At 34.2% G+C, this 25,633-nt stretch carries 27 protein-coding genes, 1 tRNA gene and 2 pseudogenes; 23 read left to right on the top strand and 7 right to left on the bottom strand.

Going from position 1 to position 25,633, the window contains the following annotated elements:
• Nucleotide 1: 1 nt before the first annotated feature.
• From ACIDC4_RS19175 to ACIDC4_RS19125, 11 genes are all read left to right on the top strand, one after another.
• A complete protein-coding gene (locus ACIDC4_RS19175; RefSeq protein ID WP_412043967.1) occupies nucleotides 2–691 on the top strand; it encodes a conjugal transfer protein TraI in 690 nt (229 codons plus the stop codon).
• A gap of 14 nt (nucleotides 692–705) precedes the next feature.
• Complete coding sequence (locus tag ACIDC4_RS19170; protein ID WP_412043966.1) at nucleotides 706–1,320, top strand: hypothetical protein; 615 nt, start codon at nucleotides 706–708, stop codon at nucleotides 1,318–1,320.
• Nucleotides 1,321–1,332: 12 nt separating this feature from the next.
• Nucleotides 1,333–1,971, top strand: coding sequence for a TerB family tellurite resistance protein (locus ACIDC4_RS19165; protein WP_488381159.1), 639 nt, complete (start codon nucleotides 1,333–1,335; stop codon nucleotides 1,969–1,971).
• A 2-nt stretch (nucleotides 1,972–1,973) separates the two neighbouring features.
• Entirely contained in the window at nucleotides 1,974–3,176 is a 1,203-nt protein-coding gene (gene traJ / locus ACIDC4_RS19160; protein ID WP_412043964.1) for a conjugative transposon protein TraJ, read from the top strand.
• A 30-nt stretch (nucleotides 3,177–3,206) separates the two neighbouring features.
• Nucleotides 3,207–3,815 (top strand): conjugative transposon protein TraK, encoded by a 609-nt coding sequence (gene traK, locus ACIDC4_RS19155; RefSeq protein WP_412043963.1) that lies wholly within the window; start codon nucleotides 3,207–3,209, stop codon nucleotides 3,813–3,815.
• A 6-nt stretch (nucleotides 3,816–3,821) separates the two neighbouring features.
• Complete coding sequence (locus tag ACIDC4_RS19150) at nucleotides 3,822–4,277, top strand: hypothetical protein (protein WP_412043962.1); 456 nt, start codon at nucleotides 3,822–3,824, stop codon at nucleotides 4,275–4,277.
• A gap of 4 nt (nucleotides 4,278–4,281) precedes the next feature.
• Nucleotides 4,282–5,577 carry a conjugative transposon protein TraM gene (gene traM / locus ACIDC4_RS19145; RefSeq protein ID WP_412043961.1) on the top strand — a complete coding sequence of 432 codons (1,296 nt, stop codon included), beginning with the start codon at nucleotides 4,282–4,284 and terminating at the stop codon, nucleotides 5,575–5,577.
• A gap of 11 nt (nucleotides 5,578–5,588) precedes the next feature.
• Nucleotides 5,589–6,443 (top strand): conjugative transposon protein TraN, encoded by an 855-nt coding sequence (gene traN, locus ACIDC4_RS19140; RefSeq protein ID WP_412043960.1) that lies wholly within the window; start codon nucleotides 5,589–5,591, stop codon nucleotides 6,441–6,443.
• Between the two features lie 25 nt (nucleotides 6,444–6,468).
• A complete protein-coding gene (locus ACIDC4_RS19135; protein WP_412043959.1) occupies nucleotides 6,469–7,605 on the top strand; it encodes a hypothetical protein in 1,137 nt (378 codons plus the stop codon).
• A 176-nt stretch (nucleotides 7,606–7,781) separates the two neighbouring features.
• Nucleotides 7,782–8,075, top strand: a complete 294-nt coding sequence (locus tag ACIDC4_RS19130) for a hypothetical protein (RefSeq protein WP_412043958.1) — start codon at nucleotides 7,782–7,784, stop codon at nucleotides 8,073–8,075.
• 10 nt (nucleotides 8,076–8,085) lie between these two features.
• Nucleotides 8,086–8,364 carry a DNA-binding protein gene (locus ACIDC4_RS19125; protein ID WP_412043957.1) on the top strand — a complete coding sequence of 93 codons (279 nt, stop codon included), beginning with the start codon at nucleotides 8,086–8,088 and terminating at the stop codon, nucleotides 8,362–8,364.
• Between the two features lie 349 nt (nucleotides 8,365–8,713).
• On the opposite strand, the gene ACIDC4_RS19120 is transcribed toward ACIDC4_RS19125, so the two are convergent.
• The 6 genes and pseudogenes from ACIDC4_RS19120 to ACIDC4_RS19095 all read right to left on the bottom strand — a co-directional run bounded on the left by ACIDC4_RS19120 (nucleotide 8,714) and on the right by ACIDC4_RS19095 (nucleotide 13,469).
• Nucleotides 8,714–10,024, bottom strand: a complete 1,311-nt coding sequence (locus tag ACIDC4_RS19120) for a site-specific integrase (RefSeq protein WP_412043956.1) — start codon at nucleotides 10,022–10,024, stop codon at nucleotides 8,714–8,716.
• A gap of 293 nt (nucleotides 10,025–10,317) precedes the next feature.
• Nucleotides 10,318–10,398, bottom strand: a tRNA-Tyr gene (locus tag ACIDC4_RS19115).
• Nucleotides 10,399–10,957: 559 nt separating this feature from the next.
• Nucleotides 10,958–11,344: pseudogene (locus ACIDC4_RS19110) on the bottom strand (peroxiredoxin family protein); the annotation flags it as partial.
• An 18-nt stretch (nucleotides 11,345–11,362) separates the two neighbouring features.
• Nucleotides 11,363–12,124, bottom strand: coding sequence for a DUF4369 domain-containing protein (locus tag ACIDC4_RS19105; RefSeq protein ID WP_194618277.1), 762 nt, complete (start codon nucleotides 12,122–12,124; stop codon nucleotides 11,363–11,365).
• Between the two features lie 259 nt (nucleotides 12,125–12,383).
• The gene (locus ACIDC4_RS19100; protein ID WP_412043955.1) at nucleotides 12,384–12,824 is read right to left on the bottom strand and encodes a KTSC domain-containing protein; all 441 of its coding nucleotides are present in this window, start codon (nucleotides 12,822–12,824) and stop codon (nucleotides 12,384–12,386) included.
• A gap of 393 nt (nucleotides 12,825–13,217) precedes the next feature.
• Entirely contained in the window at nucleotides 13,218–13,469 is a 252-nt protein-coding gene (locus ACIDC4_RS19095; RefSeq protein WP_089480432.1) for a hypothetical protein, read from the bottom strand.
• Between the two features lie 87 nt (nucleotides 13,470–13,556).
• On the opposite strand from ACIDC4_RS19095, the gene ACIDC4_RS19090 reads away from it, so the two are divergent.
• The 12 genes from ACIDC4_RS19090 (at nucleotide 13,557) to ACIDC4_RS19035 (ending at nucleotide 25,226) form a co-directional block, all read left to right on the top strand.
• Entirely contained in the window at nucleotides 13,557–14,099 is a 543-nt protein-coding gene (locus ACIDC4_RS19090) for a hypothetical protein (RefSeq protein ID WP_412043954.1), read from the top strand.
• Nucleotides 14,099–14,245: a hypothetical protein gene (locus ACIDC4_RS19085; RefSeq protein WP_089069566.1), complete on the top strand. Its 147-nt coding sequence runs from the start codon at nucleotides 14,099–14,101 to the stop codon at nucleotides 14,243–14,245. Before ACIDC4_RS19090 ends, ACIDC4_RS19085 begins: the two co-directional genes overlap by 1 nt.
• A gap of 92 nt (nucleotides 14,246–14,337) precedes the next feature.
• On the top strand, nucleotides 14,338–14,565 hold the full coding sequence (locus ACIDC4_RS19080; RefSeq protein ID WP_412043953.1) for a hypothetical protein: 228 nt from the start codon (nucleotides 14,338–14,340) through the stop codon (nucleotides 14,563–14,565).
• Nucleotides 14,555–14,932 (top strand): YchJ family protein, encoded by a 378-nt coding sequence (locus ACIDC4_RS19075; protein ID WP_412043952.1) that lies wholly within the window; start codon nucleotides 14,555–14,557, stop codon nucleotides 14,930–14,932. Before ACIDC4_RS19080 ends, ACIDC4_RS19075 begins: the two co-directional genes overlap by 11 nt.
• A 106-nt stretch (nucleotides 14,933–15,038) precedes the next feature.
• Complete coding sequence (locus ACIDC4_RS19070; RefSeq protein ID WP_230039497.1) at nucleotides 15,039–16,157, top strand: vWA domain-containing protein; 1,119 nt, start codon at nucleotides 15,039–15,041, stop codon at nucleotides 16,155–16,157.
• Between the two features lie 164 nt (nucleotides 16,158–16,321).
• Nucleotides 16,322–17,785, top strand: a complete 1,464-nt coding sequence (locus tag ACIDC4_RS19065; RefSeq protein WP_412043951.1) for an AAA family ATPase — start codon at nucleotides 16,322–16,324, stop codon at nucleotides 17,783–17,785.
• A 635-nt stretch (nucleotides 17,786–18,420) separates the two neighbouring features.
• A complete protein-coding gene (locus ACIDC4_RS19060; RefSeq protein ID WP_412043950.1) occupies nucleotides 18,421–19,014 on the top strand; it encodes a 2OG-Fe(II) oxygenase in 594 nt (197 codons plus the stop codon).
• A 440-nt stretch (nucleotides 19,015–19,454) separates the two neighbouring features.
• Nucleotides 19,455–19,895: a MarR family winged helix-turn-helix transcriptional regulator gene (locus tag ACIDC4_RS19055; RefSeq protein WP_412043949.1), complete on the top strand. Its 441-nt coding sequence runs from the start codon at nucleotides 19,455–19,457 to the stop codon at nucleotides 19,893–19,895.
• A gap of 1 nt (nucleotide 19,896) precedes the next feature.
• Complete coding sequence (locus ACIDC4_RS19050; protein WP_412043948.1) at nucleotides 19,897–21,216, top strand: serine hydrolase; 1,320 nt, start codon at nucleotides 19,897–19,899, stop codon at nucleotides 21,214–21,216.
• 30 nt (nucleotides 21,217–21,246) lie between these two features.
• Nucleotides 21,247–22,101 carry an EamA family transporter gene (locus ACIDC4_RS19045; protein ID WP_412043947.1) on the top strand — a complete coding sequence of 285 codons (855 nt, stop codon included), beginning with the start codon at nucleotides 21,247–21,249 and terminating at the stop codon, nucleotides 22,099–22,101.
• Nucleotides 22,102–22,569: 468 nt separating this feature from the next.
• On the top strand, nucleotides 22,570–23,856 hold the full coding sequence (locus ACIDC4_RS19040; RefSeq protein ID WP_412043946.1) for a Glu/Leu/Phe/Val family dehydrogenase: 1,287 nt from the start codon (nucleotides 22,570–22,572) through the stop codon (nucleotides 23,854–23,856).
• Nucleotides 23,857–24,002: 146 nt separating this feature from the next.
• Nucleotides 24,003–25,226, top strand: a complete 1,224-nt coding sequence (locus ACIDC4_RS19035; RefSeq protein ID WP_412043945.1) for a sterol desaturase family protein — start codon at nucleotides 24,003–24,005, stop codon at nucleotides 25,224–25,226.
• A 273-nt stretch (nucleotides 25,227–25,499) separates the two neighbouring features.
• Here the strand turns inward: ACIDC4_RS19035 and ACIDC4_RS19030 are convergent.
• Nucleotides 25,500–25,633, bottom strand: a pseudogene (locus tag ACIDC4_RS19030) (IS110 family transposase); the annotation flags it as partial.

The raw sequence follows: 25,633 nt of genomic DNA, 5'->3' as shown, positions 1-25,633 counted from the left end.
TATGAAAGCAAAGTCAAGAATGATTATTTGTCTGTTGTGTCTGCTTCTAATTAGCACTCCGGCAAGACCTGCAAACACTATGGTGGCTCTGCCCATTTTGGAAATAGTAAAAGCCGTTACCAAAAAAGTAATTAAGGCAATCGATTTGAGGATACAGCGATTACAGAACAAAACCATCTGGCTTCAGAATGCGCAAAAACAAATCGAAAATGTCCTGTCGAAATTAAAACTCGATGAGATATCAGAATGGACCAAAAAACAGCGTGATCTCTATAAAGATTATTATGAAGAACTCATGAAAGTAAAGTCAATAATTACATACTATAAGCGTATAAAAGAGATTACGAGTAAACAAGCAAGGTTGATTTCTGAATATGAGAGAGCCTGGAACCTGTTTAAACAGGATGATCATTTCAATAGTTCTGAACTGGATTATATGGAAAAGGTGTATTCGGGTATTTTAGAGCAAAGCATTAAAAATATTGATCAGATTTTTTTGGTATTGGATTCTTTTGCCACCCAGATGAGCGATCTTAAAAGACTGGAAATTATAAATAATGCAGCAGATCAAATTGATGCCAATTATGATGACCTGATTCTTTTCAATAAGCAGAATGTACTACTGAGCCTTCAAAGAGCCAAAACGGCTAATGATGTAAATAAAGTGAAGCAATTTTACGGAATTCCATAATCGGAGAAAAAATTATGAAAAAAGTTATTTTACTATTGGTACTATCAGGCTTGTCTATCCAAAATTTGCAAGCTCAGGCAAAGTGGCGTAAGGAGCTACTTTTACAAATTGCCGCTCTTCAGGTCTACATTGATTATGCAAAAAAAGGATATAATCTTGTGAAAAAAGGACTCAATTTTATAGGTGATGTTAAAAAAGGGGAAGTGAATCTACATAGTGATTACCTGGGGGCCCTAAAGAAAATAAACCCTAAGATAAAAAAGTACTCAAGAGTTGGAGAGATCGTTTTACTTCAGCTTAAAATTATCAGGATCTCAAATAATACTTTCAGGCAGTTAAAACAAGATGATCTTTTTCATGGGGATGAACTAGATTATATCGAAAGATCATTTGACCGCCTTTTTGAGAACTGCAACAGAACATTGGATGATCTCTTAATGGTTGCAATGGATGCGAAGCTTGAAATGAAAGATGATGAAAGAATAGAGCGCATTGATAATTTATACAAAACAATGATCAGTGATTATGAATTCTGTCTGACTTTTAGCAATGAAGCTAAGATACTTTCCCTTTCAAAAGTGAGCGAAAAGAATAATGTTGAGCTGATCAGAACTTTAAATGGATTATAAAACAGATGTATGATGAAAAGAATAATTATACTAATTAGTATGGCCTTAGTGCTGTTATTACCAATCAAAAGTAAAGCCCAATCACAGGAAATCCAGCAACTGATCCTCAATATTGAAAAACTCTCCCAGTTCAAACAAATTCTTAAGGATATGAAAAAGGGCTATGAGGTTTTATCTGGCGGATATAGTGCTGTTAAGGATATGTCTCAGGGTAATTTTACATTGCATAAGACTTTTTTAGATGCGCTCTTGCAAGTAAGTCCGGTGGTAAAGAATTATAAGCGGGTAGGAGATATCATCAATTATCAGATCCTGCTGGCTAAGGAGAGTAAAACCGCTTTGAACCGTTTTTCAAAAAGCCAAAATTTTACTCTGCAGGAGATTACTTATTTTGAAAAAGTGTACGGTAATCTATTGAATCAAAGTCTTAGAAATCTTGATGAACTTTTGACAATTGTAACAGCCAATAAACTCAGAATGTCAGATGATGAGAGATTGCAGGCAATCGATAAAATTTATGTAGACATGGAGGATAAACTTTTGTTTCTAAGAAATTTTAATACTTCTTCAAATGTTCTGGCGCTGCAAAGAGCCAGGGAATCCAATGATGTAAATACCGCGAAGGGAATGCGCGGCTTAAAAAATAAGTAATCATGAGCATTTTAAAATTTAATAAAACAGCTTGCTTTATGCTCGGAGCGGTGCTTTTGCCTTTTACCTTACAAGCGCAGGCTTCAGGTACAGATTCAAAAGGACTTCATCAAATATTGGAACAGCTCTATGAAGAGATGATGCCTTTATGTAGTAATCTAATAGCAACAGGGCAGGGGATAGCTGGTTTTGCGGCGATATGGTATATAGCATCGCGTGTTTGGAGGCATATAGCCAATGCAGAGCCCATAGATTTTTATCCACTTTTCCGTCCGTTTGTTATTGGTTTTTCTATTATGATTTTTCCCTCTGTACTGTCCCTTATTAACGGTGTGATGAAGCCGACAGTAATAGCCACAGCTGCGATGGTTGAAGGTTCTAATAAAGCCATTGAAGTTCTGCTTAAAGAAAAAGAGAAAGCCATCAAGGAAACTAATCCCTGGAAAATGTATGTGGGAGAGACAGGCACGGGAAATCGGGATGAGTGGTACAAGTATACCCATGGTCAAGACCCCGCTGATGAAGGAGTGATAGCAGGGATTGGGAACGATGTCAAATTTGCCATGGAAAAAGCCTCCTATAACTTTAGAAATTCAGTAAAGGAATGGATGAGCGAGGTGCTAAGAGTTCTTTTTGAAGCTGCAGCGCTCTGTATCGATACATTAAGAACCTTTCAGTTAGTCGTATTATCGATATTAGGCCCTCTTGTGTTTGGAATTGCAGTGTTTGATGGCTTTCAGCATACACTTACAGTTTGGATGTCCAGGTATATCAACATTTATTTATGGCTTCCCGTTGCCAATATTTTCGGAAGTATTATTGGCAAGATTCAGGAGCAAATGCTAAAGCTCGATATAGCAAATGTAAACCAGAGTGGAGATACTTTTTTCAGCAGGACTGATATGGCGTATTTAATATTTATGATCATAGGCATAATAGGTTACTTCACAGTTCCTTCCGTTGCTAATTATATTGTTCATGCCGGTGGAGGTGGAGCACTCGGTCAGAAAGTAACCAGTATTTTAGGAAATTCAACCAATTCGTTGGTAAGCAGAGCGTCACAAGGTAGCGGAACAGTAATGAATGCAATGGGAAAAGCTTCGGATGATGTGAATAGGCTATTGGCTAGGACGGCGGGGCCTTCTCCATATTCTTGGGGAAAAGATAGCCATATAAACGACAGGCTAAAAGGGAATTCTAAATAAATTTAAAACATAGCACTGATGTTTACTAAAATGAAAAATATAGATACCGCTTTTCGGTATGTACGTGGTTTTACAATGCTGGTAATTGTGGGCTGTATTATGATTTGCTGTTATACATTATATAAAAGCTTTACAACTGTAACGCTCATGCAGGACAGGGTGTACATCTTAGCAAACGATAAGGCCCTGGAAGCTTACTCTTCAGATAGAAAAGATAATGTTCCGGTAGAAGCCAAGGATCATGTAAAAACATTTCACAGTTATTTCTTTACACTCGATCCGGATGATAAAGTAATCAAAGCAAATGTTACCAAGGCACTGTACCTGGCAGATGATAGTGCAAAACGCATTTATAATGACTTAAAAGAAAACGGCTATTACTCAGGAATTATTTCCGGGAACATAAGTCAGAATATCAGTATTGACAGTATTCAAATTGATGTGAGTGAGTATCCATACCGTTTTAAATGTTTTGCCAAGCAGAAGATTATTCGCAGCACCAGTATTGTAAATAGAAGTCTTACTACCCAGGGTAACTTGAGAAATGTTTCCAGAAGTGATAATAATCCACATGGTTTTTTGATAGAGCGCTGGAATACTCTGGAGAATAAAGATTTAAGTATTGAAAATCGAAAATAAAAAGTGATGAGATTTTGGTTTAAAAAACAGAAAGACCTACACGTAAGTAATAAGTACTACGAGACGGTAAAAGATACCTGGGCAAAGAAAATGAGCAGTATCACTTCAGGTTTATCAAAAAAAAGTTTGGTTTTACTTCTGATTGTATTTATTGTTTTTACTGGCAGTATAAGTTTTTCTATTGTCTATAAGGCACTAGTCTTAGACAGTTCTTCTGTCATTAACATTGAACCTGCTACCAAACCAGTTCAAGTAAATGCGAAACTGAAAGACAATCCAAAACCCTTTTCAATTTTACCTCAGGAATATAAGAAGATTATACACTGGAGATCTTATCTGGATGGGCTTACGGGAAGTCCTTTAGATAAAAAAACATATGATAGTATTATGTTATGCCATCCAAATCTTATGGATAGCCTTGTTTTTATTGAAAATTATTATAAGTCTAATGTAAAAGAATAATGTCATGGAGAAAAAAACAATTTCACTTAAAGAACTAAAAAAACGAAAAATGCTTATAATGTTACCAGTTCTGGTTTTGCCATTTATAACAATGTTATTTTGGAGTTTAGGCGGAGGGAAAGGCACAACAAATGCAAGTGCTGATATAGGAGAAAAAAAAGGATTTAATAGTATTCTACCCAATCCAAAATTTAAGGAAGATATCTCTTTGGACAAACTGAGTTATTATAATCAGGCAGCCATGGATTCAATAAAACTGCAGGAACAAATTAAAAAGGATCCTAATTATTCAAATACTCTTCTTGTTGATGACTCGATAAACAGTTGGGAAGAAGAATTTGTACCTAGCGGTTTTAGGAAGAATAAGGTCGGGTTAAATACGACATCCTATAAAGATCAGAATGAGCAAAAGGTATATCAAAAATTACAAGCACTTCAAAAAGCTATAAGTCAACCGAGTGTAGGAAATTACCAAGATCATGACATGCGCGAGTTTGAAAATTATGGTTATTCAGATCCCCAATCCGCAGATATGAAAAAACTGGAGCAGATGATGTCTGTTATGAATGAACCGCAGGAACCGGATCCAGAACTCAAACAGTTAGGAGGAATGCTAGAAAATATACTAGACATTCAGCATCCTGCCCGAATGCAGGAAAAGTTAAGGCAATCTACAGAAAGTAAAAAAGGAAAGTCATTACAAGTTGTCCGAAAGAAAAAAGAAAATAATGTCACCTCTTTGAATGCTTCTTTAAGCAATCAGGAAATTGTATCAAAATCCAATTCTTTTTATACCCTGGACGAGGTCGATGCTTCAGATGAGCAGCAAAATGCTATTGAAGCCGTAATTCACGAAACCCAGACCATTGTAAACGGCTCAACGATAAAACTCAGATTAAGCAATGAAATTCTGATCCAGGGAATCCAAATTCCGAAAAACACTTTTTTGTTCGGCATTGCTGCTTTAAAAGGAGAAAGGCTGGAAGTTAAGATTGATAATATCCAATATCGGAATTCGATTTTTCCTGTCGAGTTAGCGGTTTATGATATGGATGGTATAGATGGAATTTATATTCCCGATGCAATTAACAGAGATGTAGCAAAGGCGTCTGCAGACCGCTCCATTCAAACTTTAGGACTTACGGGACTTCAGGATTCGTGGGGCTCGCAGGCTGCAGGAATGGGAATTGAAGCAGCAAAGAGCCTTATGAGTAAAAAGGTAAAGTTAATTAAGGTGGTTGTTAAAGCTGGCTATCAGGTATTGCTGTATGGTGAGAAACAAAAGAATTTGAATAATTAAAAAAATAAAATATGAAAATTAGAAATTGGACTTTAATCTTATGCTGTTTGATGACAATGCTATCAGGCTATGCGCAATTTATTAATGAAAAAATTGATTTGAATCAACAAGAGTTTAAAAATCTTCACATAGGATATTCAAAAACTACCAGTATTGTTTTTCCATATGCTATTAAAAGTATCGATAAAGGAAGTCCGGATGTTTTAATGCAGAAAGCAAAAGGGGTTGAGAATATTTTACTTGTCAAAGCGGCAAAGGAGAATTTCAATCAGACCAACCTCACTGTTGTGACAGCTGACAACAGGCTGTATGTATTTATTCTTAGCTATGACGAAGGGTGTCCAGATTTGAATATTAAAGCTGATAATTCAGCTGCGGTAAATGGAAATATTTTGTTTTCAATGGAGAACGATAATCAAAAGAAAATAGAACAGTTTGCTTCACTTGCCTTATCGAAAAAGAAAAAGACCCGCGGTTTGAAAAAGTCAAAGTTTCAGATTACTCTTGAGGTAAACGGCATTTTTGTCCATGAGGATATTTTGTATTTAAGAGTCGTATTTGAAAACAATTCCAAAATTAATTATGATATCGACCAGCTGCGTTTTTTTATAAGAGATCAGAGAAAATCAAAACGAACTGCATCACAGGAAATAGAAATTCTACCGCTGTATACCACATCGTCGTCTGTGGTAATTCCTTATAAGTCCGAAGTGGTAAAAGTCTATGCATTAGAGAAATTTACTATTCCTGAGAATAAGTTTCTTACACTTCAACTCATCGAAAAGAACAGAGGTCGGCAATTGGAGGTTAGTATTAAAAATTATTTGATTGAAAAGGTAATTCATATAGGGGAGATCAGCTATTAGGACTTTTTAATTTTAAAAATACAACATGATCATAAATATTAGTGATATAGAAATTTTATCAGAATTAACAGAGCAAATTCAGTCTCTTGGTTATCATTATGCAGTTGTTCCAGTGGATCAAATATCAGATTCTGCTACCCTCGAGTTCTTTAAAACTGCATGGGAAGCAAAAGAGTGTTGCTTCGAGAAATCTAATGATATGGATTATTTTAAATATCTGCCGACTAACTCAATTATAAGAGATTTAAATATGTTGAGGGAGAGCGGAATATGTACTTCCGACAATGAGGCGTTTGATCTTACTGCATTTGGGAGATTGGAAAGAGAAAAAAGGGAATTTTTAGAAAATAACTTAAATATAAATATTATGAATCAGAAAAATTTAGAATACCTGAAAGACCAGTTAAAATATACTGGATTTGGCGAAACGTTCGATCAGGACTTGAAGGAGAAAATGCTTAAAGGTGAAACAGAATTTAAACTTATGAAAGAAGGAGTTTATGGAACAGATTCCATGAGTGCAGTGTTGAATTTTAAAAAATCAGATCAGAGTGATTTATACTTTTTTAATTCCTATCACGTGAATCTTAAAAAAGAAGATTCCGAAGAAGCACTGGAACAGACCTTTTACATTAATAGCAACAGCAGCAGTATTACACTTAAAGAAGCTTATAATCTAATGGAAGGGCGTTCCATAAATAAAGATCTTAAGACAAAAGAAGGAGAAGTTTATAATTCTTGGATTAAAATGGACTTCAAGGAAGTCGATGACAACAATGGAAATTTTAAGCTCAATCATTACCATCAAAATTATGGTTATGATTTGGAAGCAAGCCTTGCCAAATATTCCATTAAAGAACTGGAAACTCCTAAATATAAAGATGATCTTTTAAGTTCGCTGAAAAAAGGAAATCTACAATCGGTAACTTTTGTTGTCGCCGGCGTGGAAAGTAAAATGTATATAGAGGCAAATCCGCAATTTAAAACTGTGAACGTCTATGATGCCAACTTGCAAAGGATTAATCATCGAGAAAGCAAAGAGGAGAAGCAAGGTGTTGCAAAAGAGAAAGATAAAAGCCAAAAACAAGACAGTGATGATGAACCTTCCCAAAGTGAGAAGAATTCGAATAACCGAAAAAAAAAGATCAGTAAGTCTATTTAGTTATGGTTAGATACCCAGATGAGATAGGTACTCTTAATACCTCATACGCCGTCTGAGTAATGTGCAAAATAGCAGAAAGAATGAAACTGTGAAAATGCAAACAAAAAAAGTTGAACCGCAAACGATAAAAATCTCCAAACGTCAGGTTAAAACTAAAAGTCTTTAATAGGTAAGTAATGGAAAACTTAAAACTTTTATCGGTTTTTTTTAAGTCAATCGAAAAGGATTTTAGAATTGGCAGCACCCATATTGCAGTGTTTGCAGCACTTGTTGAGTTTTGGAAGCAAAGAGGAATGATAAATCCAATTCAGGCTTACAGCATCGAAATTCAAAAGATCGCTAAAATAGTATCGCCGAAGACCTATCATAAATGTATGCGTGAATTGGACAATTACGGTTATCTTATTTATGTGCCTACAAAAAACAAGAATAAACGAAGCAGTATATATTTTCATTTGGATCATCAGTAAAAAAAGTGCTATGGAAGAAATTGTAACAAAAGATGATTTAAGGCAGTTCGGCCTTCTTTTATTTGATAAAATAAAGATAATAATTCAAGAGATCAATTTTACTCATGCAGAATCTACGCATCCTGAATGGATCAAAACTAAGGTAGTCAGAAAGATGCTGGATATATCGGCAGGTTCAATACAGAACCTCAGAGTGACACAAAAAGTACGATATAAAAAAGTCCTGGGCTCGTATTATTATAATAGGGAAGACCTTAAAAAACTTTTTAGTGATGAATCGAACCCATGAGCCCAGTGAAGGTCAAATTATGAATTACTTATCGATTTATATGGATGACTCACGATTAAGCGTCTGGCATCTGGCCATTTTAATGGCAATTCTAAGTTTAGGGTATAGGCAAGGGGAGGAGAAGTCCATCAAAGTTAGTCGCAGTAAAATTATGGCATTGGCCCATATAAACACAATACCTACATATCATAAATATTTTAAACAACTTCAAATATTTGGATATATTGTTTACCGACCTTCCTATCATCCAGGTTATAAAAGTGAAATTGAACTACATGAAAATAGGTTATCTCAAGAATTATGAGATAACCTATTTTTTTTTACACTTAATTATAAGTTGAATTCAACTTTAAGATGAAGTTACATTATATTTCTTTTTAATTGCTTCAATTTCTTTCTCTAATCTGCTGAGAACCGCTAAATCTGATTTTGAGATTTTCGGTATGACTTTATTTAGTTTTTTGTTCAGAAGAGACATCTCGCGTCCTATTGTTGCTTGTTCAGTTATAGCATATGCTTCGGTCTGTTTGACAGACGAATGGCCAAGCATTTCTTTAACAACATTGATAGGGACATTGTTGTTTAATGTAACTGTACTTCCAAAAGTACGGCGTGCCATATGAGTGTTAAGTGTAAATGGAAAACCGCAAAGAATTGCAATCTCTTTAAGATACTCGTTCATTTTCTGGTTGGAAGAAACAGGTAACACTGTACCGCGCTGCAAACAAAGCGGGTGATCTTTATACTTCTCAATTATTTTAAGTGCCTGAGGAAGCAGCGGGACATTTGTGGTAGAATTTGTTTTTTGTCTCTCAGACATGATCCATAAGTTACCGTCTATCCCGTCTTTAATATCTACCCTTCTCAACTGATAAGCGTCAATGTAAGCCAGTCCGGTGTAACATTGGAACACAAATACATCTCTCACTACATTGAGCCTGTCTGTGGTAAAATAATGCTTTTCTAATTCATATAATTCCTGAGTTGAAAGAGGCTTTTTTGCCAACTTAGTTTTTCTTCCTTTAAAGTTTTTAAAAGGATCTTTTAGAATTATCTCCTTATCGATTGCTCGAATGACAATCTTTTTGAAATTGGCAATGTATTTTAGGGTTGTATTGTTACTGCAATTTCGAACTGTTCTAAGGTAAAACTCAAAGTCCTTTATGAATTCGAGATTCAAATCTGTAAATTCAAGGTCTGTCTTATTAAATTTGAATTTAATAAAGGCGGTTAAATGGTTTTTAGTAATAGTAAATCTGTCGAGAGTTCCTTTAGCATATCCTTTTCCAAGTAGGGCTTTCATTTCATCATTGTGCTTTTGAAATTCTTCCATTACTTTAACTCTTGGTTGTACTTTGCCTAAAACATGATCCATGATTTTTTCAGCGGTTATGGGTTTACCGCTGTACATCATTTTTGTTTTGATTTCATTGATTTTTAAAGTCAGTGCATCAAAGAAGAAGTTTAAAGATTTTGCATCTTCTTTGGATCCGACTGCTCTTTCTGTTTTTTGATCCCACCTTAAATATTCCCATTTGCGTTTGGTGGATGCTTCCTTTGTAATTCCGTCTACGGTAATTCTAAAGTAGACGGTTCTAATTTTTCTGTCATTGCTGGTAATTTTCATAAAGAAAACTAACCCAAAGCTGTTCTCTAACATAATTCAACTTTTTTAGATTAATAAATGTAGAATTATAGCATCAAAAAAACAAGTCGTTAACCTCCTTAACCCCTGTGTATATAAGGGTTTAATTCAAATTCTGTGGCAGTTTTTCTTGACAGACAAAAGTGCCACGATTCTGCCATAGAAATTTCGGGCATTTTTATAAAGTTTGAAAACTGCCTTAAATGCAAAAAACCTGCGAATCCTAGGATTTGCAGGTTTTACCACGTTTTTTATGGGTTTTTGAAAAGATTGAAAAAGTGACCTTTTTACTTCTTTTACCCTTTTTGTGGGGAGAGCAGGATTCGAACCTGCGAAGTTTTCACAGCAGATTTACAGTCTGCCCTCGTTGGCCGCTTGAGTATCTCCCCGATCTCAGCGTTAGTGCGCTTTGTTGTTCTAAGCGGTTGCAAATATAGGAACGTTTTTCATGTTTACAAACAAAAAATGAACTTAATTTTAAGTTATTTTAAAGTTATTTTTTAATTCGTTGGAATTGAATAAAATAAAAAACCTCGAATAAGTGTATTTTTTTAGTTTATTTTAAAATATAAGATTATTCTTAAGTGTTAATTATTCTTTTTTGCTTTTAATTTTAGGAAACTTAATTCCCAAACAACTAATTTTCCTGATAAAATCAAGAATAAAAATTAAAAATAGATTCTTCATGTTATGACGTACAATTAGTTTTTCAAAAAATAAGATACAAACTTTAATTGTCATTGCTTCTTGATGAATATTTTTTAAGCCGTCTAACACATTATTTTTAGCACATACCACAATTTGTTGTAAAAATCTTTATTGTTACTATAAAACCTCTAAATATGTACGGAGTCAGAATTACATTCAATTCCGGGTTATTTTCAATTATAGTACAAAGCAAAAAAAATCTCCACTAGGGAGATTTTTTGTTTTATTCTGAAATTGGTCTTATTTAGCTAAAAGCTCTAATATTTTTGCTTTCAATTCAGGACCTCTTAAGTCTTGAGCAACCACTTTTCCTGATGCATCAAGAATAAAAGTCGCCGGGATAGATTCTACTCCGTATTGTTTAGCAATTGGCTCTTCCCAAAATTTAAGGTTAGAAACATGCGTCCAGGTTAAACCATCTTTTGCGATAGCTTCTGTCCACTTGCTTTTTTCTTTATCTAATGATACACCAATAATATTTAATCCTTTTGAGTGTAGTTCTTTATAGATCGCTACAACATTAGGGTTTTCCTTTCTGCATGGTCCACACCATGAAGCCCAGAAATCTACAATTGTTACTTTGCCTAAACTTTCTTTAAGCGAAACAACTTTTCCTTCCGGATTAGGAGCTGAAAAATCTGCTCTTCAGTTAGGGCTACCAACAGGAGCTGCTGATGCACCAACTGCAGGTAATTGCGCTTGACCTAGTTTTGTTTTAATTTCTTTTCCTGTAGTACTGTTTTTCAAAGACTCATCCAAAGCATTAAATAAGCTTTCTGTCTTTTTAATATCAGCACTTGGGTCAGACACCATACTTTGAATAATCAAAGCCGAGATGTAAGCTTTTGGGTGGCTTTCAGCGTAAGCTAAATATTTCTTTTTAGAGTTAGCCTGAACTTCAGTTTGTAAAGTCATGTATTGTTTCATCAAACCGTTGATAGTTGCTGTATCCTGAGCTTGTTGAGCTTGTTGCATTTTTTGAGTATTCTTTTTCTGAAAATCAATTAAACTTTTTTGAGTTTTAGTTAAATCCTCATTAAATTTCACATACTCATCATTGTTATAAGTTCCTGAAATTTTAGATTTATGAATACTATCTTTATCAATTGCAATAGTAATTTCTCCTGTTTCTAATATAAATGGAATTGGACCATTAGCACCTTGAAGAATTAAAGTATGAAAAGCTGGTTCAGTTACTTTTCCTTTTATTTCGAATTTTCCGTTTTCAACTTTTACTGTATCAAGAGCCACTGCCATTTTAGTAGTTGGGTCCTGACCTTGAAGAATGATTGTTTTTCCGTTTTCAATACCTGTTGCAGTTCCTGTAATTAGGTATTCTCCGTCTTTAACTTTACTGCATGAAATAATCGCTACAGAAGCGGTTAGTAAAAAAAGTATTTTTTTCATTATAAAAAATTAATTAGTTAATTGATTTGTGCAACAAAAGTATCTAAAAATCTAAAACTTAAAGAATTTTGTAACCTAAAATTTTGTTATAGTTTTTTTTAGCGTAATTCTCATGTAATCAGCGTGTTTGTTGGCTTGATTTGATTCAAAACTCTTAATTATATTATTATTATGAATCTAAATAGATAATTTTTTAATTTTTAGACATAAAAAAAGCACTCTTATAAGGGAGTGCTTTTGTAAATATTTAAGTATAAATCTATTCTTGATTTGTTTTCTTTCTCCAGGTAAAAGAGTTCAAAATGTGTCTTTTTGCGAATCTTCCAGGAGAATCAGCATTTACCATTTTCACGTAAGTTGCTTTAGGAACACTAATGTATTCATAAACACTTCCGTTAGAAAAATCGATAATCAAACGACCATCAACAAATTTATAATCAGTAATTGATGAAGTTGCGATAGTCTCTGTGTATTCAGGTAAATTTGCTTTAATCGTCTCAGGATTAATACTTACCAAAAAGTGATAAGCCTCAATAATAGCCTTACTTTTTTCTTCAGCATCTTTCAAACCTGCATCATCACCTTGAAATTTATCAGGATGAGCTTCTTTCATCGCATTACGATAGATTGTTTTTAAATCTTTTAACTCTGCAGTTTTGTCTACGTTTAGTAACTTGCGGTATTCAACTATTTTTTTCATAAATAAGGTAACTACTTGTCTATTAGTTTGAAATTGAAATTAATTGTTCAAAAAGACAAATTTTTTGCAAAGGTACACTTTTTTTTAACTTTTTACTTTTGAACCAAAAAATATTCGAAAAATATCTAAAATATTGATTCTGAATATCCAGACGAAGGTTTCTTGTTTGATTAATAGTAATAGGGAGCTTCTATCGTGACTAGGGCTTTAGTTTTCGTGAGATATTTAGTTGCTAAAAGTTTCTTAACCGCAAAGCGCGCAAAGTTTTTTAATTAAGTAGTTGATATAAAACGCAAAATTCGCAAAGCTTTGTGTTAATAAGCTTTGCGAACTTTGCGAAAATTCTTAGCGCTCTTAGCGGTTAAACTCTCATTTCAAACCTGAAACAAAACCTTATTTATCCTCAGGTTTCTGATTCGCTTTATGAAAATTTTTCGATTTCTTAGGATACTTATCATAGCTAATATCGCTCGGATTTTCGATAACAGATTTTATAGTAATCAATTCCCCTAAAGTATGATTAGCATGAGCGATTTTATAATCTAAAAGATATTCACCACAAAAATAATTGTTGTTTTCATCTTTCTCCATGATGCCTGTATAAACCCCTTTTTGCAACATTTTTTCTTGTGAATCTTTAGACATGACTTTTTTATTTTAAAATTAAAGGTACAAAGTTAATCAATTTATGTTTGTTTTAGGGAGTTCTTTACAATCTCAGTATATTTGCACATGCAAAAAAACTTCAAGCCACATCCTAATTCGTTCAAAAATACATTTTGTGTTTTTCATGAAGTACTTTCAACTGAAATTGAAGGTTTAAAGAAACAGTTTGAAAGCAAAGCCGGAAGCACCTATTATTATACCGAAGCCGGAATGTATCGCGTTTCGAATCATTGGGGAAGACTTGCCAACAGTAAATGGCGTTTGGTGGCACGTGAACCGGAAACCGAATCGAAAACAAAAATAGGTTTTGCCAACTGGAATGAGTTTTATCCTGATAATGCCGAAGAGAAACTCTATTATATTGAAGCCGACTTTGATAAAAATACGGTAACTTATCAGCACAAGAAGAATCCTGAATATGATGGAAAACCAATTTTAAGAACCAGTTTTGAAACCACAAAAAGAATCAAACAAATCCGGAATTTGCAGCAACTAACATCATGGGCAAAACATTTTGATTATGATGATATCGATGATTTACGAAAGCAAATTATCACTGAATTGATTTACACCGAGAAAACTTTAGAAGAAATTAAAAGAGAAATATAATGGGACGCAACAACGAAAGGAATATCAAAAAGCACAACGACAAATTGCACAAAGCCCAAAACAAAGTAAAACAGGCTGAAATTGCACGTAAAGAAAAACTAAAAGAAATTATCAAAAAGTTCAACGAAGACAAAGCGCAGGAATAAAAAGGTTTCAAGTTTTCTTTGTTTCAGGTTTCAAGTTATGCTCAGCAACTTGAAACCTGAAACCTGAAACAAAAAATAACAAAATAATAGATATGAAATTCGAAGATTTAAAAGTAAGCGTACAGGAAATTATAGATTTAATTGCTGCAAAAAACAATAGAGACGCCAATAACAAATTGCTTGAAGTAAACGAAACTTTAGACGAAATGCTGGATCATGCAGAAGAAGATGAAGATCTAAGAGAAATCAGCAGATATCAGGTTTTGCTGAATCAGTTACACGTAAAAATTAACGGCGAAGAGCAGGTTGATGGAGAATAAATGCTTTTGTGATACCGGATTATTGTTTACAGATTGCTGCGGATTGTATCTCGAAAACAATCAAAAAGCACCAACAGCTTTGGCTTTGATGCGTTCAAGATATTCGGCGTATGCCACTCATAATGCCGATTATCTTATGGAAACTACCTATGTTTCTGAACGAAAATATTATTCGAAAGAAGAAATCCTAAAATGGGCAACAAGCAATAAATGGCAGAAACTGGAGATTTTAAGTTCTACTGAAAACACAGTAGAATTTAAAGCATATTTCTTCGATTCAAACCATCAGCCTCAGGTGCATTACGAATTTTCGACCTTCAGATTCGAAAATAATGCCTGGTATTATGTTGACGGAAAGTTTGAATAATTAGTAGACTTCTTGCCAATTTGGGCTAATTTTATTGAAATACTTTAACTAAAAATTAATAAACGTTTCTTTTTTCATAATTCTAAAATAGCGTAATTTTAGAATTATGAAAAACGAATTTAAAAAAGGTTTTTATTTTAAGACGTACGAAGCCCCATTTCAGTCTCCGTTTGAAAAACTTTTTGGCATTTTCAAAGAGCTAATAACCCATACTTCGGGGGATTTTGATGAAGCTATAGACTGGCTTCGGGAGTTGGACAAAGAATATAAACTGACCGACGAAAACTACACAATCGATGATTTTATCGAAGATTTAAAAAAGAAAGGTTACATAAAAGACGAGGTCAAAGAAGATGGAACGGGCGGTTTTGGAATCACTGCTAAAACAGAACGCGCCATTCGTCAACAAGCTTTAGATCAGATTTTCGGGAATTTAAAACGTTCCGGAACAGGAAATCACAAAACCAAACATGCCGGAAATGGCGATGAACATACCGGAGAATTCCGAGAATTTAATTTTGGAGATGGTTTAGAACGTATTTCGTTGACCGAAAGTCTTCGAAATGCCCAAATCAATAATGGTGTAGAAAGTTTCATGCTGACCGAAAATGATTTGGTTGTCGAAGAAACCCAGTACAAAGCCCAAATGAGTACGGTTTTGATGATCGACATCAGCCACAGTATGATTTTATACGGTGAAGACCGAATCACGCCGGCCAAAAAAGTGGCTATGGCCTTGGCCGAATTAATTACGACACGTTATCCAAAAGATACGCTGGATATTTTGGTTTTTGGTAATGATGCCTGGACAATCCCAATTAAAGATTTGCCTTATTTGCAAGTAGGTCCATATCACACAAACACGGTTGCAGGACTTCAGTTGGCAATGGATATTTTGCGCAGAAAACGAAATACCAACAAGCAAATTTTCATGATTACCGATGGGAAACCAAGCTGCGTGCGCGAGCGTGACGGTTCGTATTATATGAACAGTAACGGACTCGACGAATATATTGTAGATAAATGTTACACTCAGGCGCAACAAGCCAGAAAATTACATATTCCGATTACAACATTTATGATTGCAAACGACCCTTATTTGCAGCGTTTTGTCAATCATTTTACAGAAGCCAATCAGGGAAAAGCATTTTACACCGGACTTAAAGGTTTGGGCGAAATGATTTTTGAAGATTATGAGACGAACAGGAAGAAGAGAGTTAGGTAGTTTTCAGTCTGAGTCTCAGTCTACAGCTGTCACGCTGAGCGAAGCCGAAGCGCTTTTGCACACAACGCATATCGTAGAGGCGCACAGCAGTGCGTCTCCCGCAAAGAAATGACATAATATTTGTCATTCAAAAAAAATAATAACAAAAACATATTTCAATAAAAATGGAAATAAAAAATATAAACACGTTAGGACAATTAAAAGCCTCAGGATATAAAAGTATAAGTATCAAAGACGAATTGCGAAATAATCTTCGTGAGAAAATCAAATCCGGGAAACCGGTTTTCGAAGGCGTTCACGGTTTCGAAAATACCGTAATTCCAGAATTGGAGCGTGCAATTTTATCTCGTCACAACATCAATTTATTAGGACTTCGCGGTCAGGCAAAAACGCGTTTGGCGCGTAAAATGGTCGAATTATTAGACGAATACATTCCGTTTGTTGCAGGTTCTGAAATCAATGACGATCCGTTGAATCCGATTTCTCGTTTTGCAAAAGATTTAATTGACGAAAAAGGCGATGAAGCTCCAATTTCGTGGTTGCACAGAAACGAACGTTTCTTCGAGAAATTAGCTACTCCAGATGTTACCGTAGCCGATTTAATTGGAGATGTTGACCCAATAAAAGCAGCAAATCTTAAATTATCTTATGCTGATGATCGCGTAATTCACTTCGGTATGATCCCGAGAGCGAATCGTTGTATTTTTGTAATCAACGAGTTACCTGATTTACAAGCCAGAATTCAGGTTGCATTGTTTAATATTTTGCAGGAAGGCGATATTCAGATTAGAGGATTTAAACTGAGAATGCCACTTGATATGCAATTTATTTTTACAGCAAATCCCGAAGATTACACGAACCGTGGAAGTATTGTAACACCATTAAAAGATAGAATTGGATCTCAAATTCTGACACATTATCCTGAAAGTGTAGCTATTGCGAGAACAATTACTGAACAGGAGGCAAAACTGGACGAAACACAACATAAATTGGTTTATGTGCCAAGTTTAGCCAAAGATATCTTAGAACAAATAAGTTTTGAAGCTCGTGACAGCGAATACATCGACAATAAAAGCGGAGTAAGCGCTAGAATGAGTATTACTGCTTTCGAGAATTTAATGAGCACGGCAGAACGTCGCGCCTTGAAAGCCGGAGTAGATAAAACGACTTTACGTTTGTCTGATTTCATCGGGATTATTCCTGCGATTACCGGAAAAGTCGAATTGGTTTATGAAGGAGAGCAGGAGGGAGCGGCATTTGTTGCGCACAATTTAATAGGTTCAGCTATCAGAACGTTATTTCCAACACTTTTACCTAAGATAGAAAAGCTTGAAAAACCAGACGCAAAAACACCATATTCAGACTTAATCGAATGGTTTTTTGCCGAAAGTGGTTTCGAATTATTAGATGATGCTTCGGATAAGGAATATCAGGCTATTTTAGATGAAGTTACTCCGTTAGAAACTTTATTGAAAAAATATCAGCCACAATTGGATAAAAAAGACGAATATTTCTTTAAAGAATTTATTTTATGGGGATTGGTAGAATATAAAAAATTAAGCAAAGATCGCTTTGCACAAGGACATCAGTTTAAAGATATGTACGGAAGTTATATTAGTAAATTATAAGTTATAAATTATAAGTTATAAATTATTAATTTAAGATTGCGTATTACAAGTCAAACCCGACAGGTTTTAAAACCTGTCGGGTTTTTTATTTTAGTTTTTTTGGCTAATTTTTAAGTTTGTCACCCTGAGCGGAGTCGAAGGGCGCTCCAATTGAAATGGGCTTCGACTTCGCTCAGCCTGACAAAACAATCCGTAAAAAAATTGCCATAGTTTTATCGAGAAGTGACTCACAAACATAATTCTATAAAAAACGACGATTTTTATTACAGAGTTTCTAGTATGATCCTTTCTTGGTAAGGATGATAATACTGGCTAAAAACAACGACAAAGACTGAGACTGAGACTGAAAACTGAGACTGAAAACTGAGACTGAAAACTGAGACTGAAAACTGAGACTGGATACTACGCCCGTTCGCTCGCGAGAGGGATAGAAGCTAGCTACCTTGTAGCGCGGATAGCCCGACAGCATCCCGATAAGAGGGCGAATACGCGCATGGTAAATTTAGCCCTCTTATCGGGATGGTGGCTCGCCCAAAGTATTTCTCTTCTTTTATTTGTTGAAAATAAACCCGTTACCATTTTTAATTACTCTACCTTGCTCCGTTAGCTGTATTTGCAGTTTTCCCAAAAACAAAATGGAAAATGGTTTCGAAGATCTGATTGCGAGTTATATTGAAAACAAAGTGGGGATATCAGAACATTTTTTAAGTCCTGAACTGGCGAATCATTTAAAACAAAATTTACTCGACTTAAACGAGAAAAGTTTGTTGATGGCTGCCGGAATTGGCAATTCGGAGAAAGTGTCTTATGACGGCGCGATTAGAAGTGATTCGATTTATTGGCTGGATAAAAAACATAATAACGTGTTCGAAAACGAGTTCTTTGCTCAAATCGATGCCTTTATTATTTATTTGAATGAAAGCTGTTATGCCGGAATTACGGGCTACGAATTTCATTATTCTTTGTACGAAACCGGAGATTTTTATCTGAAACATTTAGATCAGTTTAAGAATAATCCAAGCCGTAAATATTCTATGATCAGTTACCTGAACAGCAATTGGCAGGAAAGCGACGGCGGAGAATTATTGATTCATCAGGAAAATAACAATCAGAAAATTTCGCCTACTCAGGGCAAAACGGTTTTCTTTAAAAGCAACGAACTGGTTCATGAAGTTTTGGTGACTCAAAATACAAGAATGAGTATTACAGGCTGGTTGAAAAGTGATTAGTTTTTAGAAAAAAGAAAAAAGAAAATAGAGAATAGAAAAATGAGAGTTTTATCGCAAAGCGCGCTAAGATTTTTACCTAATATTCGTTTAGAAAACGCAAAGTTCGCAAAGCTAGTTCAGTACAAAGCTTTGCGAACTTTGTGTTTTATTAAAAGCTGCATGATTAAACTTTATGTGCGGTAAATTAAGTAACTCTAAAACGAAATGAGAATTTTACAGCAAAGTTAGCAAGGCAGGTTCAGCACAAAGCTTTGCGGACTTTACTTTTATTAAAAGTTACTTTATAAAAAACTTTGCTCCCGATAGCTATCGGGATTGCGTTAAAATTCTTTGCGGTTAAAATCTCATTTTTAACTTACAGCAAAAATTTTTTTTACAAAATGACTATTTATTTTAATTTATATTGATATATCAATTATATTTGCATCAAACAAAAAAACATGAAACTTGAAAACCCAACCGGAACTGCTTTGTATTCAATAGAAAAAGCAATAAAGGAATATCGAAAGCTGGCGCAGAAAAACATTAGCAAAGTAGTAAAAGACATTACTGTAGACCAATGTTTGGTATTGATTATACTAAATGAAAATCAGAATATTTCTCAGAACGAATTGGCCAATCTTGTTTTTAAGGATAACGCATCAATTACGAGAATGATCGAACTGATGGTTAAAAATGAATATTTAAACCGAACCATTCATCGGGATGATCGAAGAAAATTTAATCTCGAAATCACCAATAAAGGACTAAAAACGCTTGAACTGATACAACCTGTTATTAAGTCTAACAGAGAAACGGCACTTGACGGTTTATCGTTAGAAGAAATCGCACAGCTGGATAAGACTCTCAATAAAATAATCATTAATTGTAAAAATAAGTAGCATGAAATCAAGATTAACTCTTATCGCATTGTTGGTATTTACTTTTGGATATTCACAAAAAGAACTTAGTACTAAACTAGAACAATATATGGATGCGCAATTTGCTGTTAATGATTTTAGCGGTACAGTTCTGATTTCTAAAAACGATTCGATATTGTTAGAAAAAGCCTATGGTTTTGCTGATTACGAATGGAAAGTGAAAAATACGAAAGATTCAAAATTTAGTTTAGCTTCGGTTTCGAAGCAATTTACAGCTGTTGCTATTTTGCAGTTGGCAGAACATAAAAAACTTTCGTTAGAGGATCCTTTAAATAGATATTTTACTGGTTTTCCTAAAGGAGACAAAATAACTTTAAAGATGATGTTAAGCCACAATTCTGGTCTGGATATGGATTATGATGAGTTGTATTTGTCTAAAACAGATCTTAATAAAGATTCGGTTTACACGTATCTGGCAAAAAAGCCTTTGTTGTTTGAGCCTGGAACGAGCACAGCTTACAGTAATATTGGTTATTATTTATTGGCACAAATTATAGAGAAGGTATCCGGACAATCGTATGCAGCGTATTTAAAACAAAATATATTCGATAAAGCAAAAATGTATAATTCAGGAGTTTCGAATAACGATGAAATAGTAGATAAAATGACTCAGCGCTATTATTTTAACAATAATAAATTAGTAAAAAATCCGTACATCAACTGGAACTTTAATCTGGGGCACGATGGCATTTATTCTACTGTTGAAGATTTGAATTTATGGAATAAAGCACTTTTTGATAGCCAAACTTTATTGACAGAGGAATCAAAAAAGAAAATGTTTACGTCGTATAATGAGCAGAATTTTGGTTTTGGCGTTGTAATTAATCCGTTTTATAATCAAAATCATGAGTTAATTGCGCATGATGGAGGTTTTTTTGGAGCGATGACTTCGTTTAATAAATACACTGAAGATAAAGTTTTTATTACGGTGTTATCCAACAACCAATCAAAGTCATATTACATTGCTTATGGTCTTGCCGGAATATGTTTTGGGAAGCAAGTAGAAAATCCATACAAACATATTCAAACAGCAATAGACACTAAAGTTTATGATCAGTATATTGGTGATTATGGAGATATTAAAATTCTAAAGAAAGATAACAAGTTATATTACAATGATTATAATATCGAATTGCTGCCGGAATCTGCAACCAAATTTTTCCGCTCAGACAATAACAATACTACCGTGGAATTTATTACAAATAAAAAAAGAAAAATTACACAGTTAGAAATAAAAAAGGCAGGAATAAAAGAAATAAAAAATAAAACCAAAGGAGTTTAAACACTATTTTTGTGCTCAAAATATAATCCTATGTTGTTTCTTGTTTTAAGTATTTTGTGTAGTGTAATTGTTGGCGTGATTTTTAAAATAACCCGAAAATACAAAGGCAATCCAACGCAAATTGTGACTTTCAATTATACGATTGCTTTAGCGCTTTGTTACTTTACTTTTAGTCCAAATCTGGCCGAAGTAGATGCAAGTGCACCGTGGAATATTTACATTGCTATTGGGGTTTTATTGCCTTTTGTATTGCTTTCTCTGGTGGCTTCTATAAAACATATGGGGATCGTAAAAACAGATGCGGCGCAACGTTTATCTCTATTTATACCCATATTGGCAGCATGGCTTATTTTTAAGGAAGAATTTAATTCTTATAAAGTCATCGGGATCATTATAGGTTTTATGGCTCTTTTGTTTATTCTAAGAAAACAATCTTCAAACACAGAAAACAAATGGTTTTTCCCGGCTGCAGTTTTACTGGGGTTTGGAGTGATTGATATCCTTTTCAAACAAGTAGCGCTTTATACGAGTTTGCCTTATCCAACCTCTTTATTTGTTGTTTTTTGTGTTGCTTTATCGGTAGCGATAGTAATTTCTATTTATGAAATAGGGATTAAAAAGGTAAAATTAGAACCTAAAAACATCCTTTTTGGGGCTTTGGTGGGAATCTTTAATTTCGGAAATATTCTATTTTATTTAAAAGCTCATAAGGCTTTCGCCGAAAATCCTTCGACAGTTTTTGCGGGAATGAACATGGGAGTTATTGTTTTAGGAAGTCTTGTTGGCTTGCTTTTTTTCAAAGAAAAATTGTCTAAAATTAATTTTATAGGGATCTTTTTAGCCCTGATTTCGATTGTTTTTATCGTTATTTCTCAATTTAAATAATTTATTTTTCACTCTTAATTGGTTAGTTTACAGCTTGTTTTAGGCTGATTTTAATAATTGTTAAAATAAACTCGACTAATTCTATAGAATTTATAAATATAATTTATAGATTTGCAATGACAATGAAAAACTTTAGTCTATATATCATCCCGTTTATGTGCAGCTTCACGATGTGTTGCATGTCAAACGATGCGATGAAATGGCGTTAATAGAGAAAAACTTGTTAGTTATTTTTTTTTTAGCCTTTCATGCACCATGAAAGGCTTTTTTTTTAGAACCATTAAAAAATGAATAAAATGAGATCAAATAGAAATACAAATAGTATGATGGAATGTTGTCTGATGAAAATTCCATGTTGCAGTTGTAGTAATTATTAAAATAATAAAAAGCTCTTTGTAACTATCAAAAGGACTTTTTTAATGGATCAATTTCTAAACCCAATAAACCCAAATTAAAAAAATATATATCATGAGTACACAATTAATAAAACAGAATCCCTTTCAATCGATGATTGATCGCTTTAATATCGCTGCGGATATCTTAAATCTGGATGAATCAATCAGGCAGAAACTGCAACGACCGGAAAAACAAATTGTTGTTAATTTTTCGATTACGTTAGATAACGGGAAAGAGCAAAATTTTGAAGGATATCGTGTAATCCATAATACGGCTTTAGGGCCATCAAAAGGAGGGATTCGATATGATAATGCCGTAAATCTTGACGAAGTAAAAGCACTTGCTGCCTGGATGACCTGGAAATCTGCTGTAACCGGAATTCCGTTTGGAGGAGCAAAAGGCGGAATCATTTGTGACCCAAGAACACTTTCTAAAAGTGAATTAGAGAAAATTACAAGAGCGTATACGAAAGCTTTAGCGGATATTTTTGGTCCGGAAAAAGATGTTCCTGCACCAGACATGGGCACGGGTCCTGACGAAATGGGTTGGTTGATGGATGAATTTTCATTGGTTCACGGCAAAACAATTCATGCTGTTGTAACCGGAAAACATTTGCATTCAGGAGGATCTTTGGGTAGGGTAGAAGCAACGGGAAGAGGTGTAAGTATTATCACCTTATTGGCACTTCAAAAACTAAAATTAAGACCTGCAAGATCTACTGTGGCGATTCAGGGTTTTGGTAATGTTGGTTTGCATTCGGCTTTATTTTTGTTCGAAAAAGGACTTAAAGTAGTCGCTGTTAGTGATGTTTCTGAGGCTTTTTATAATCCTGAAGGATTGAATATTCCGGAATTAATCTTGTATTATAATCTCAATAATAAAAGCATCAAAGGATATCCAAATTCAGTAGCCATAAAGCATGAAGATCTATTATTGTTAGATGTAGATGTGTTGATTCCAGCTGCTAAAGAAGATGTAATCACGCAAAAAAATGCCAACGATATTCGCGCTAAAATTATTGTAGAAGGTGCAAACGGACCCGTTTCGTCTGATGCGGATCAAATTTTACATCATAATAATGTATTGGTAGTTCCGGATATTTTAGCAAATGCCGGCGGAGTTACTGTTTCTTATTTTGAATGGCTTCAGAATTCGCTTTTAGAATCTTGGAGAATCCATCAGATTAATACACGCTTAGAGGATATTTTAGAAAAAGGTTTTGAAACTGTTTTTAGAATCGCTGCCAAACACAATGTAACGCCTCGTATTGCCGCTTATATTATTGCTTTGCAAAAAGTAGCCGATACACAATCTGTAAAAGAAGTTGCTTTGGCTGAGCCAAAATTTAAGCAGAACTAAAAAGTAGGTTTGAGCATATAAAGACTGTTTTCATTGATTACTATTATTTTCAAAAGAGAAGGTATTAATCGATGAAAATATCTTTGTTTTAAGTTTTTAGTAAAATGTATTTGAGTTTTTTTTAAATCAAAAAAGGAATTTTTAAAATGAAACATATTAATTTTCTAGCTTTTGCAATGCCTGCTTTTTTTCTGTTCTTATTTTTAGAATATAAATTAGCGCAACGCAAAAAGAGACCGGAAATTTTTAATTACGAAAGTTCAGTGTCTAATATTAGCATTGGTATTGCAGAGCGACTGATTAATTTATTTATAGCCGCAAGCTTTTATCAGTTGTATTATTTGATATATGACAATTACAGGATTTTTGATATCCCAAGCAATGTTTTCGTTTGGTTTGCCTTGATTCTTGCTACCGATTTTGTTTGGTATTGGTACCACAGATTAGGTCATGAAGTCAATTTTTTCTGGGCAGCGCATATTGTGCATCATCATAGCGAAGAATTTAATTTTACCGCAGCAGCCAGAATTACCACTTTTCAGGCCATAGTAAGAACCGGATTTTGGTGCGTACTTCCGTTGGTTGGTTTTCATCCGTCAATGGTAATTACAATGCTTATTGTTCACGGCGCTTATTCTTTCTTCACGCACACACAGCTTATAGGCCGAATAAAATGGCTGGAATATGTTTTTGTAACACCATCGGTTCACGGAGTTCACCATGCATCTGATGAAAAATATTTAGATAAAAATTATGGCGATATGTTTACCTTTTGGGACCGTCTTTTTGGCACTTTTCAGGAAGAAGAAGAAAAACCAAAATACGGTTTAACGCATCCGCTAAAAAGTTATAGTTTCCTTTGGCAGCACTTTCATTACTACTTTGAAATCTACGAATTATGGAAACGTTCTGAAGGTTTTAAAGCCAAATGGAAAGCTGTTTTTGGAAGTCCGGCTCATATGGATCAGGATATTCGACCTATATTAGAAAAGAGATTTCTGCAGGATAAAACCAATCCGCATCAAAGGCTTCGATTTAAGAATTATCTTTATATTCAATTAGGGGTGTGTACTTTGTTTCTAACGGTTTTTACGTATTATTTTGAATATTTGAATGTCGTTGATAAGGTTTTTGTGCTTTCGATTATCCTTATCACTTTAGTCAATTGTGGAGCATTACTAGAACAGCGAAAATGGATGTATTATCTTGAATATGCCCGTATTTTTATGTTTACTACGTACTTTTTATATGTAGAAAATTTAATTTCGTTTTTCTTTATTCCGCTTGCCATTATGATTTTTGCAGAGCAGTTGTTTTCGTTAAGTACACGATATCAGAATGTTGTTTTGCAATTGGAGACATCAGAGTAAAGAATATAGAGTAAAGAATATAGAGTAAAGAATATAGAGTAAAGAGTATAGAGTAAAGAGTATAGAGTAAAGAAAATAGAATAAAGAATATAGAAAATAGAAAATAGAAAAGAGCGACATTTTAATGTCGTTTTTTTTTTAGGATAAGTTTATCAATTTCGACGAAGGAGAAATCTCCGCTAGAAGCTCGACAAATTTTGACAATTTTTACGGAGTTACTTGCGGAGATTTCTCCTTCGTCGAAATGAACTGTGTTTAAAAGCAAATTTATTTTTAATTATTTTGTAAATAGTATTCATTTTTTGATGCTAAGGCAAATGCTTGTTTGAGCAGTTTGTTTGCTACAGCGATTAAAGCTATTTTCTTAGCCTTTCCTTTTTCGACTAACCTATCATATAATTCTTTGC

This window comes from Flavobacterium sp. C3NV, assembly GCF_046825355.2.
GTDB lineage: Bacteria > Bacteroidota > Bacteroidia > Flavobacteriales > Flavobacteriaceae > Flavobacterium.
Note: the sequence above shows the minus strand (reverse complement) of the source record. Positions and strands in the feature narration are given on the sequence as shown.